Here is a 10,711-nt window from a genome sequence, read left to right as displayed (position 1 = left end):
AAAAGGCTGTTAATAACCTAACCTACGCCGAATCCGACCAATGCCTAGCCCGGACAGTTGACCACCAGCGCGGGCAACGCCCAACCAAGAGTTTTTGGAGATTCCTAGCCTTAGTCGTTGGCGAGTCATCGAGCCTTACGAATGAGGACAGCAGAGCAGAACCTTTTTGCCAAAAAGGTTCTTAGGCCCCCGGAGGGCCGCCGGAGGCCTTTATTGTAGCTATCTTGGATGAACGATCATTTCATGAGCACGTTGCCGACGGCTTCGAGTGCCGAGCGCAGGGTGTCGTCATCCACGGCGTAGGAGAACCGGATGCAGCGGTCATCGCCGAACGCGGATCCGGGGACGAGTGCCACGCCCGCTTGTTCGAGGATTTTGGTGCACATGGTGGCGGAGTCCGGTGCGTCGTCCGTGTAGAATCTGTCCAGTACGGGGAAGAGGTAGAATGCGCCGTCGGGCTTGGGGCAGACTGCGCCCCATGAGGTGATGATCTCGTGAGCGATGTCTCTGCGGCGCAGGAAGGCCACTTTCATTTCGTCCACGATGTCCCAGCTGCCGTTCAGGGCCACGGTGGCGGCTTTTTGGGAGAAGGAGGACACGTTGGAAGTAGACTGGCCCTGAATCTTGCCCATGGCCTTGACCAGATCGTCTGCAGCAAGGGCCCAACCGATGCGCCAGCCGGTCATGCAGAAGCTTTTGGAGAGGGCACCGACGAGCGCGCAGCTTTCGGGGTGCGTTTCCCAAAACTTGGCGAGGGTTGCGGGTTTGGCCGGTGCGTAAACCAGTCTGTCGTACACTTCGTCTGAGATGATGAAGACATCGTGTTTGAGAGCCCACTGGGCGATTTGGTCGAGCTGGTCCTGTGTGTAGCAGCAGCCGGTGGGGTTTGAGGGCGAGTTGAGGATCAGGACGCGGGTGCGGTCGGTGCGGGCGGCCTCCAGTTGCTCCACGGTGACGAGGAAATCGTGTTCTGCGTCCGTGGGCACGGTGACGCAGCGGCCCTCGGCCAGTTCGATCATGGCGGGGTAGCTGACCCAGTAGGGGGCTGGAACGAGCACTTCGTCGCCGGGGTTCACCAATGCCATGAGCAGGTTGTAGAGCACCTGCTTGCCGCCGTTGGAGACGATGGCGTTGTCGGCTTTGGCTGTGGCACCGTAGAAACGGCCGTAGTAGGCGGCCACGGCTTCACGCAGTTCGGGGATGCCCGGCACGGGCGTGTAGCGGGTGAAGCCTTCGTCGAGGGCGGCCTTGGCCGCGTCCGAAACGTGTTTGGGGGTGCCGAAATCGGGCTGTCCCACCGCGAGGGAGACGATTTCTCGCCCTTGCGCCCTGAGTTCCTGGGCCTTGGTGTTCACGGCGAGGGTCGCCGAGGGTTTCAGCCGGGAAAGTCTGTCGGAAATACGCATGGCATTCTCTCACCAGAGTTGGAAATTGACCGCAATGTGACCTGCAACCTCACGCCCTTGTATGGAAAAACCCGGCCGCAGTAAATCCGGTTTCACAGGGTTTTTGGCGATTATCGGGCAGGAGGCTTCCGGCATGGTCATGTGTTCAGAAACGCAGCAGGTATTTTCGGGCGATCTCCCGATAGGTTCCGTCCTGATGCACGGACTTGAGGGCCATGCCGAGGCGGGCCTCGATGTTGAGGCGCTCGGGCCGTGTGACGGTACGCGGCACCACGATGAAGGCAGGCCGGTTGCGCTTGAGAACCGGCTCAATCTGCACCACTGTGCTCTGCATGCCCATGCGGCGAAGGGTGTACTGCACCACGTCGATCTGTCCCACAAAGGCATCGATCCTGCCCCGCAGCAGCGCGGCGACCATCTTGGCGTCCGAGGCGAACCCCACGGTCTTGAGTCGACCGGCTTTCTCGGCCTCGTCAAAGGTCTTGCCCACCGAAAAACCTGCGGGCCTGCCGATGGTCATGTTCGCAAGCGCTTCCACCCCGGCCCGGCTGATGCCGCGCGAGACGAGGGTGAAGAACGCGTAATCGCTCGTGTGCATGGGAGCAGCGGTGATGAACGAGGCGTAGGTGGTCCGCTTTGAGGTATGAAACATGGAAAAGGCCAGATCGCAGTTGCCGGTTTTCACACGTGTCACCAGCTCGTCCCAAGGCACGGGTTCCAGCTTGTAGTTCAACCCGGCCCGGCGTGCGGCCTCGCGAAAAACCTCCACGTCGATGCGACCTGCTTGCCGCCCTGTTTCATGGAATACGGGGCAAAGTCCGCATCCGTCAGCACAACCAGCGGCCCGGCGTAAACCGCAACAACCGCAATCAACCACAACAGTACCGTCGCAACCCCTCTGATTATCATCCCCTCTCCTTCGAAAACCGGATACAAAGAATACCGCATTCCCCATAAGCCGCGATTGATTCATGGGCTGATACAATGTAACAAATTGCACTAAGGCGTACAAGGCATGCAGGATTTGAGCTTACTTATCATAGACGACGACCCGAGACTCAGGCTTCTCGTCAGGACCCGGCTCGAGGCACTCGGGTATACCGTGGACGAGGCCGAGAACGGTGCGCAAGGTATCGACCTGTTCTCGCCGGACAGGCACGCGGCCGTATTGGTCGACCTGCACATGCCCAAGGTCGACGGAATGGGTGTGCTTGAAGTCCTTATTCCCAAGGCCCCCGAGACCCCGTTCATCATGCTTTCCAGCGAGCAGCGCGCGCAGGACGCCGTGCGCATCATGCGTGCCGGGGCCTGGGATTACGTCATCAAAAGCGACAGCTTTCTCGGCGAGCTGGAGAACGTCATCAGCAAGCAGCTGGCCAGAAGCCGCTTTTTGATTCAGCGGCGACAGGAAATGGACCGCCTCAGGCAGAAAAGCGAACAGGCAGCTCACGAGCTGGCCAAGACCAACGCGCGCCTCAAGCAGGAGGTGGCCGAGCGCGTCAGGGCGCAGGAGGCGCTGACCGAGCAGCTCGACTTCCTTCAGAGCGTCATCGACGCCATGCCCAACCCGATATTCTTCAAGGACCTCGAGGGGGCCTACATAGGCTGCAACGAGGCCTTTCTTGCGCTGTGCGGCAGGTCGCGGGAGAACGTGATCGGCTTCACCGTGGACGACGTCTTTCCTGTGACCGAGAGTCCGTTCAGCCACATGGACGAAGAGCTGAAAAACACCGGGGGCATACAGGACTATCAGGCGAATCTGCCGACGTCTGACAATCCGGAAGCCATCCACATCATCCGCAAGGCTTTGTATCGAGACATGCACGGAGCCGCCAAGGGCATCGTCGGCATCATCACGGACATTTCCGAGATCAAGCAGATGGAAACGCGCCTTCGCCAAAGCGAGGAGCGCCTTCGGGAGCTCATGGAAGGCTCGCCCCTGCCCGCCGTTATCGTGGACGCCGAGACGCGCAAGGTGCTCTTTGCCAACCGGACCGCCATCGACATCTTCGGCATCCCCGAGGGGCTCGACGAGGAATTGACCACTGACCGCTTCTACGCGGACATGGGCGCTCGTGATGCGCTCGTCACCCGGCTCAACGAAGATGGACGCTTCCGCGACCGCGAAATCATGCTCAAGACGTATGACGGCGAGCCGTTCTGGGCGCTCTCCACGGCTACGCTCATCAAGGAAAACGGACGGGACGCGGTCTTCATCTCGTTCACGGACATCACCGAACGCAAACGGCTGGAGGAGACGCTTAGAAAGTTCGAGGCCATCGTCAACGCCTCGGACGATTACATGCTGCTCATCAACCGCGATAGGATGATCGAGGCGGCCAATGATGCGCTCTGTGGTCTGGCAGGGGCCCGCGCCAGACTCATCGGCAAGCCCGCGTGGACTGTTTGGGGTCGCGAAACGTACGATGAGGTCATCCATCGTTTTCTGGAGCGTTGCTTCCGGGGCAGCGAAGGCCTGAGCCGCGATTGGATGTCCCTGCCACCGTCCCATGGCGGCTGCTATGAAACGCAGTTTTTCCCGTTCCGCGACGACAAGGGCGACGTGACCCACTCCGTGGTGGTCATCCGCGACATTACCGACGCGGAGACCGCACGACTTGAAGAGAACCGAAGCCGGGAGCAGTTTCGCACCCTGTTCGACAACTCCATCGATCCCATCGTGCTCTTTGATCCGGACCACCGCATCGCCGGGCTCAACCCTTCGGCCTGCAAGGTTTTCGGCATCACCGCAGAGGAATCCACCGGCAGCTCGTCAGCCCTGCTGCACATATCCAGACGGGCGTACGAATCGTTCCTGCGCAGAGTGGAGGCCTCGCTGCTCGAAGACGGCGCATGGTCGGGAGAATGGACCTTTGCCGGTGTGGATGGCCGCCCGCTGATCAGCGAGACTTCCATTTCCGCCATGCCGGGCGATTCGGACAGCGGAGCGCGGTACTTCGCCATCATCCGCGACATCACCGTTCGCAAGCACGCCGAACGCCGCCTGCGTGCCGCGCTGGACGAGACCGAGGCGGTCTACCAGAACTCCCACATCGGCATTGGCATGACCCGAAACGGACGCATCGTGCGCATCAACTCCAAGGGTGCGAGCATTTTCGGCTATGCGCCCGAGGCGCTCATGGGCCGGACGCCGTCGCTGTTTCTGCCCACCGAGTCGGAATTCGACCACTTCCGGGAGCAGGCTTACGTTTCCCTGAACGAGACCGGCTCCTACACTGCCGAGACCCGCTTCCTGCGCCCTGACGGCACCGCCTTCTGGTGCAGCGTACAGGCCAAGGCCCTCGCCCCGGAGGATATGTCCAAGGGCATCATCTGGACCTTCATGGACGTTACCGAGCGCCGATACAACGAAACCGTTGCCGCGCTGCTCTACCGCATCGCCAGCGCGGTCAGCGACGCGCACAACCTCGACGCCCTGTACAGGCGCATCCACGCCGAACTCAACGAGCACATGGATGCCCAGAACCTCTTCATCGCCCTGCTTGAAGACGAAGGCCAATCATTCCGGTTCGTGTACTTTGAGGACGAAAACGACGACTTCCTCGGCGCGGTCTACCCCGTGAGCGACGACATGCTCGGCAGTTTCACGGCCCGCGTGCTGCGAACAGGCCGACCGCTTCTGGTTACCCGCAAGCCCTTGCCCAAGCGACTTTTCCAGGAGGAGGCCAACCGACCGGACGGCCCGGAGGTGATGGTCCGCAGCGAATTCATCAAAGAGCAAAACGTCAGCCCGGAAGACATGCTCGGTTCGAGCTCGCAGGTGTGGCTCGGCGTGCCGCTCAAGATCGAAGGCGAAGTCATCGGGGCGGTGGCGGTGCAGCACTATACGGACCCGCAGCACTACACAGCACGCGATGCCGCCCTGCTGCTGGCGGTCTCGGAACAGACCGCGCTGGCCATCGTGCGCAAGCGACGCGAAGACGACCTCTACGAGGCCAAGGAGCTTGCCGAAGCCGCCAACCACAGCAAGAGCGAATTCCTCGCCAACATGAGCCACGAGATCCGCACCCCCCTGAACGGCGTGCTCGGCATGCTCCAGCTCCTGCAGATCACCGAACTCAACGAGGAACAGAAAGACTACACGCAGACCGCGCTCTCCTCGGGAAGAAGCCTGCTCTCCATAATCAACGACATTCTGGATTTCACCAAGATCGAAGCCGGACGCATGGAGATCATTTCCGAACGCTTTGACATGCGCTCCTTCCTCTCCGACTCGCTGGGCACGTTCCACAGTCAGGCGGAGCAGCGGGGCATCAAGCTGCGTATTGACATCTCGGACACCGTCCCCGACTACGTTGTGGGGGGCAAGAGCCGCCTGCGGCAGATCATGTTCAACCTCATGGGCAACGCCCTCAAGTTCACGGAATCCGGCGCGGTGGGAGTGTCGGTGCATGACACCTGGCGGCACGGCAACACCGTGCGGCTGTTGTTCATGGTCAGCGACACCGGCATCGGCATCCCGGACGACAAGATGAGCCTGATATTCGAACCTTTCACGCAAGTGGACGGTTCCTACATCCGCCGCCATCAGGCACGGGCCTCGGGCTGGGCATCGTCAAGCGGCTGGTGGGACTCATGGGCGGAAGCCTCGCGATCGAGAGCGAGGTCGGGGCAGGCACCACAGTATACATGACGCTCGACTTCAAGGTCGAAGAGTGCGTGCTCAACGAAGCAACCGACGGCGTTCTCGAGTACCACCCCACGCGCAGCCTGCGCCTGCTGGTGGTTGAGGACAACCGTGTCAACCGGATCATGATAATGCGGCTGCTCGGCAAGCTGGGACACATCACCGAAGGCGCCTCCAACGGGCAGGAAGCTCTGGAAAAACTCTTTGCCAAGAATTTCGACGGGGTGTTCATGGACGTGCAGATGCCGGAGATGGACGGCATCGAGACCACCGAACGCATCCGCGAGGGCGGCAACGGCATTGATCCGGCCACGCCCATCGTCGCCATGACCGCCCATGCCCTGCCCGGCGCGCGCGACCTCTTTCTGGAGGCGGGCATGAACGACTACATTGCAAAGCCCGTCGAAGTGGAGCAGATTGAACGCACCCTGTTCAACCTATTCCCCGAGGCGCATCAATGTTCGGACTGAAACCGCCGCGACTGAGCATCATCATCCCCAACTACAACTACGGTCGCCATTTCCTGCGGCTGGCCCGCTGCCTGAGCTGCCAGACCCTCGGCATGGACGTGGTGGAAATCATCCTCGTGGACGACGGCAGCACCGACGACTCGCTGCAACAGGCCGCCCACTTTGAGGCCATTTCCCCGATCCGCTTCGAGGTGCTTGCCGAGCCCCATGACGGCCGCCCCGGCAACGTCCGCAACAAGGGCCTCGCCGAGGCCCGTGGCGAGTTCCTGCTCTGCCTCGACCCGGACGACGTCCTTGCCCCGGGCTATCTGACCCAGTGCGTTGCCGGGCTGGACATCGACGAGTCCGCCGGGCTGGCCTACACCGACTTCACGCTGGTGGAAAACGACACCCCGAGAACCGTGGCGCTGCCGGACTTCGACCCCGCGCTGCTTGCCACGCAGAACATTCTGTCCCCCACTGCGGTCATGCGCCGCAGCGCGTGGGAGTGCACGGAAGGCTACCGGGCCGAAACCGACTATGAGGACTGGGACCTCTGGGTGCAGTTCGCGGCGCTGGGATACGGCGCTGTCCACATCGCCGACCCGTTGTATGTCCACATGGTGCATGGAGAGAATTATTCCTTCAGAGCAAGGGAAAACGACGCCCGCGCCAAGGCCCTTATCGTATTGGAAAACGGATCGTTCTTTCCTGCTGCGGTGCGACACTGGGCACGGGGCGTGATCGAGGGCGAGCCGTGGGCCATCGAATTCCCCCGGGGCATCATCCCCGAGAAGGATCATGTTGAAAAGCTGTTGAAAAAGCTGGCGGATTCTACAGGTGCCCGATAGCGACCTTCCGTTTTCGCCAGTATTGCGACAACCCTCTCGTTTCGCTTGGCATAATCGGGCTTCTGTACTATGGCGGATGGATGGTTTTCGATAAACAGGCAGATGCGCCTGTATCCTTTTTTCCCGTGCCGCCCATTATGCTTTTCCCGAACGCGCTGGGAACGTTTTCCGTCCACCTGTGGCAGGGTGGCGACTTTGTGCTGTACACCAAGTCGGGACAGCGGTTCACCGAGGCGCACCGTCGCAGACTGCACGACAACGGAGTCAAGGAAATCTTCGTCAAGAGTAACGAAAAACCTCTTTACGAAAAGTACTTGGAAGAAAACCTCGGCAGTATCCTGCAGGACGAGACCCTGCCCGCCTCCCAGCGTTCACGCATATTCTACGAAGCGTCCGAGGCCGTTGTCCGCGATATTTTCGTTCAGAAACTGCCCGCCACCATCCCGCAGGCAAGTTTCGAACGCATTCGATCCATCGTCTCGAACAGCATCGAGTTTCTCGCTGACAACGGCTCGCTGGCCGCGCTGGCCCCATTCATATCCCACGACTACAAGACGTACACTCACTGCATGCACGTCTTCATTTTCACCGTCGCGATCCTGAACACCTTTTCGCTGGGCGAGCAGGAACTCTTCGAGTGCGGGCTGGGGGCCATGCTGCACGACGTGGGCAAGACCAGAATCCCCCGCAGCATCCTCAACAAGCGCGGGTCCCTGACGGCGGAAGAACGGCAGCGGATCATGAGCCACCCCATGCACGGCATCTCCATGTGCACCCAGCTGCCGCTCTCGCAGAACACCATCAACTGCATTCTATTTCACCACGAAAAAATGGACGGCTCCGGGTACCCCGCAGGGCTCTCCGGCCCAGACATTCCTCTGCCGGTGCGAGTCATCACCATCTCAGATATCTACGACGCCCTGACCACGGCCCGCCCCTACGCCGACGCCATGCCCCCCTATGAAGCCCTGACCCTGATGCGGCACGAGATGCGCGAACATCTCGACATGGACGTCTTCAAACGTCTTGTGGCTGTTCTTGGGGGAGCGGAGATCATCTAACCTTTGCCAATTTCCAATTCTCAGGTACAAAAAGGGGAAACCCGTATTTGAGGAGCCTCCATGACGCCCTGTTCCAACAATTCCGACATGCTTCGCAAGCTACTGAAACAGTTCGGCATCGAAGATGATCCGCGCTGGCTGGCCATTGTGTTGTTCGTCAGGAATCTCGTCAGAGACCTCAGCGTATTCACCAGCAAGGACAAGGCCGACATCCAACAGGACATCTTTTGCGAGCTGTCGGCCAAGGATTTTTCCGAGGAACGCTACGACAACGTTATCTCCAAGCTTGACGCTTTCGTCACGCGCAACACCCAGACGGCCGAACTGCAAAACGAGCTGGACGCGGAAAAGCGCTCCACCGAGGCCCTGCTGGACGAGATGCACGAGACCATCGAGGCGCTGCGCCACTCCGGGGACCGCCAGGAAGACAAGCTGCAGGAGGCCCAGAAGAGCACAGAGAACGCCATCCATCAGGCCAAGGACCGCGATGACATCGTGGCCAAGGTGCGTGAGCAGTTCAGCTCACTGGTGGCCGAGTTGCGGGAAGAGGCCAGCGAATGGGAGGCCCGGGCCAAAAGGCTGGAACACACGGCCATGTTCGACCCGCTGCTCACCGAACTGCATAACCGCCGTGCGCTGGACGCCCGCCTCGTGGAAACTGCCGAGCGCTTCCGCCGGGAAGCCACGCAGGTGACGCTCATGATGATCGACGTGGACCATTTCAAGCCCATCAATGACACCCACGGGCATCAGGTGGGCGACGAAGTGCTCAAGAAGCTGGCCTCCATCGTCTCCTCACAGGCTATTTTGTTCGACGGCTTTTCCGCCCGCTACGGCGGCGAGGAGCTGGCCGTGCTTACTGAGGCCCTGACCCTCAACGAAGCGGTTTTCAAGGCCGAGGTCATCAAGCGCGACGTGGAACAGGCCCGCGTGATTCCTCACGTCAAGGACTACGATGGCGGCGAACTGTCCTTCACGGTCAGCATCGGCGTGGCGGCCATGGCTGAGGGATGGCAGGCAAGCGACCTCGTTCGCGCGGCGGACAAGGCCCTCTATCAGGCCAAGGAGAACGGCCGGAACCTGGTGATCTACTACGAAGAAGAATAAACGCCCGTTGCCCACAAACGCTTTTTTCAAGCCCGTACTGCTCGGCGCTATACTGTCCGTGGCCGTGCTCCTCTTCCCGGCATTTGCCTCTGCGGATACCGTTCTTGCCGTCTTTGCCGACACCGAAGCGTCTCCGGCATCAGGGCCGCTCCTGCGCGGCCTGCGTGCGGGGCTGGGTGATCGGACGGTGCGGGCGGCTTACCTGAACCTGCCGGACAGCGCGGACGAAGAAGATGCCCGTGCCGCCATGATGCGTGTCAGGAGCGAACTTGAGGGCGTCGCGGTCAGCGCCGTGGTTGCCGTCGGTCCGAGCGCCGCGTCCTTTGTCGCCATGTTCCGGGACGCCCCGCCATTTGACGTGCCGCTGGTCGCGGTGAACGTCCCGGAAGGGTTCCGTGACTGCCCGTCCACTCACTCGGGGAAAGGTGAAGAAGCCCTCTTTTCCATGGTTCTGGAGCAGCACCCGGACATCAGGACCCTTATCGTCTTCACCGCCGACGACGAAAACGGAGCTCGCCAGCGATCCTTGATGGAGCGGCTCGCTACACGGCACTCCGCCCCCCCGTTGCTTATCTTTCCCGGATTCGAAGTGGGTCGCACCGGACCGCTCGACACAAAATCGGTGCTGACGCTGGTACGTGCGGCACCGAAACGGTCTGCTGTCGTGATCTTGGGGTATCCGGTTCCGAGGAGTGTGCCCGGCCTGACGCTGCGCGTTGTCGAGGCGAGCGCGGTACCGGTTTACGCAGGCGGAGACGTGCCGCCGGTTTCAGGGCTGGAAGGCGTGGCCACGACGGACTGGCAGGCACACGGCCTCGCCGCCGCAGGGATGGTCGCGGACAAGGTCCGGGATGACTTCGTAATGACCATCCCACCCCGCATTCAGTTCGATCTGCATGCGGAGCAGGCACCCACGCCTTTGTCCGAGCATGGCAAGCCCCGGACGGAAGCTCGGCACAGCGGAACCGTTCTTCTGGCTACGCTTGCCGCATGTGCGCTTTTCGTGGCAGTTCTCTGCGTCATCCTGCTGCGCAGGCGCTAGGCGACAAAGATGATCGCAGCCTGAACAATGCTCATGACGCACAGGGCGGTGATGGCCACATAGGACATGCGACGGGTTTCAAGGGCCGGATTCAGGTTGAAGGCCGACAGGCCTTTTCGTCCGATATTGATGAACATGATGTGCCTC

9 protein-coding genes are annotated in these 10,711 nt (G+C 60.9%); 6 read left to right on the top strand and 3 right to left on the bottom strand.

Annotated features, from left to right (window positions below; genetic code table 11):
* Positions 1 to 236 precede the first annotated feature (236 nt).
* Together JCM12178_RS10200 and JCM12178_RS10195 are read right to left on the bottom strand one after the other, a co-directional pair.
* On the bottom strand, positions 237 to 1,406 hold the full coding sequence (locus JCM12178_RS10200) for a pyridoxal phosphate-dependent aminotransferase (RefSeq protein WP_054651071.1): 1,170 nt from the start codon (positions 1,404 to 1,406) through the stop codon (positions 237 to 239).
* 145 nt (positions 1,407 to 1,551) lie between these two features.
* A complete protein-coding gene (locus JCM12178_RS10195; RefSeq protein WP_500799074.1) occupies positions 1,552 to 2,361 on the bottom strand; it encodes a substrate-binding periplasmic protein in 810 nt (269 codons plus the stop codon).
* 60 nt (positions 2,362 to 2,421) lie between these two features.
* On the opposite strand from JCM12178_RS10195, the gene JCM12178_RS10185 reads away from it, so the two are divergent.
* From JCM12178_RS10185 to JCM12178_RS10160, 6 genes are all read left to right on the top strand, one after another.
* Entirely contained in the window at positions 2,422 to 6,060 is a 3,639-nt protein-coding gene (locus JCM12178_RS10185) for a PAS domain S-box protein (protein ID WP_054651065.1), read from the top strand.
* Positions 6,003 to 6,524, top strand: a complete 522-nt coding sequence (locus JCM12178_RS10180) for a response regulator (protein ID WP_157054866.1) — start codon at positions 6,003 to 6,005, stop codon at positions 6,522 to 6,524. The genes JCM12178_RS10185 and JCM12178_RS10180 overlap by 58 nt, the downstream gene beginning before the upstream one ends.
* The gene (locus JCM12178_RS10175; RefSeq protein ID WP_245628715.1) at positions 6,512 to 7,354 is read left to right on the top strand and encodes a glycosyltransferase; all 843 of its coding nucleotides are present in this window, start codon (positions 6,512 to 6,514) and stop codon (positions 7,352 to 7,354) included. The genes JCM12178_RS10180 and JCM12178_RS10175 overlap by 13 nt, the downstream gene beginning before the upstream one ends.
* Positions 7,355 to 7,434: 80 nt before the next feature.
* Complete coding sequence (locus JCM12178_RS10170) at positions 7,435 to 8,415, top strand: HD-GYP domain-containing protein (protein ID WP_054651061.1); 981 nt, start codon at positions 7,435 to 7,437, stop codon at positions 8,413 to 8,415.
* A gap of 60 nt (positions 8,416 to 8,475) precedes the next feature.
* Positions 8,476 to 9,522 (top strand): GGDEF domain-containing protein, encoded by a 1,047-nt coding sequence (locus JCM12178_RS10165; RefSeq protein WP_054651060.1) that lies wholly within the window; start codon positions 8,476 to 8,478, stop codon positions 9,520 to 9,522.
* 7 nt (positions 9,523 to 9,529) lie between these two features.
* A complete protein-coding gene (locus JCM12178_RS10160; RefSeq protein ID WP_054651059.1) occupies positions 9,530 to 10,564 on the top strand; it encodes a hypothetical protein in 1,035 nt (344 codons plus the stop codon).
* Here the strand turns inward: JCM12178_RS10160 and JCM12178_RS18320 are convergent.
* Positions 10,561 to 10,701, bottom strand: coding sequence for a hypothetical protein (locus tag JCM12178_RS18320; protein ID WP_157054865.1), 141 nt, complete (start codon positions 10,699 to 10,701; stop codon positions 10,561 to 10,563). The two genes, JCM12178_RS10160 and JCM12178_RS18320, sit on opposite strands and share 4 nt — an antisense overlap.
* Positions 10,702 to 10,711: the final 10 nt, after the last annotated feature.

Source organism: Salidesulfovibrio brasiliensis JCM 12178 (assembly GCF_001311825.1).
GTDB classification, from domain to species: Bacteria; Desulfobacterota; Desulfovibrionia; order Desulfovibrionales; family Desulfovibrionaceae; genus Pseudodesulfovibrio; species Pseudodesulfovibrio brasiliensis.
This window is presented reverse-complemented; position numbering and strand designations above follow the sequence as displayed.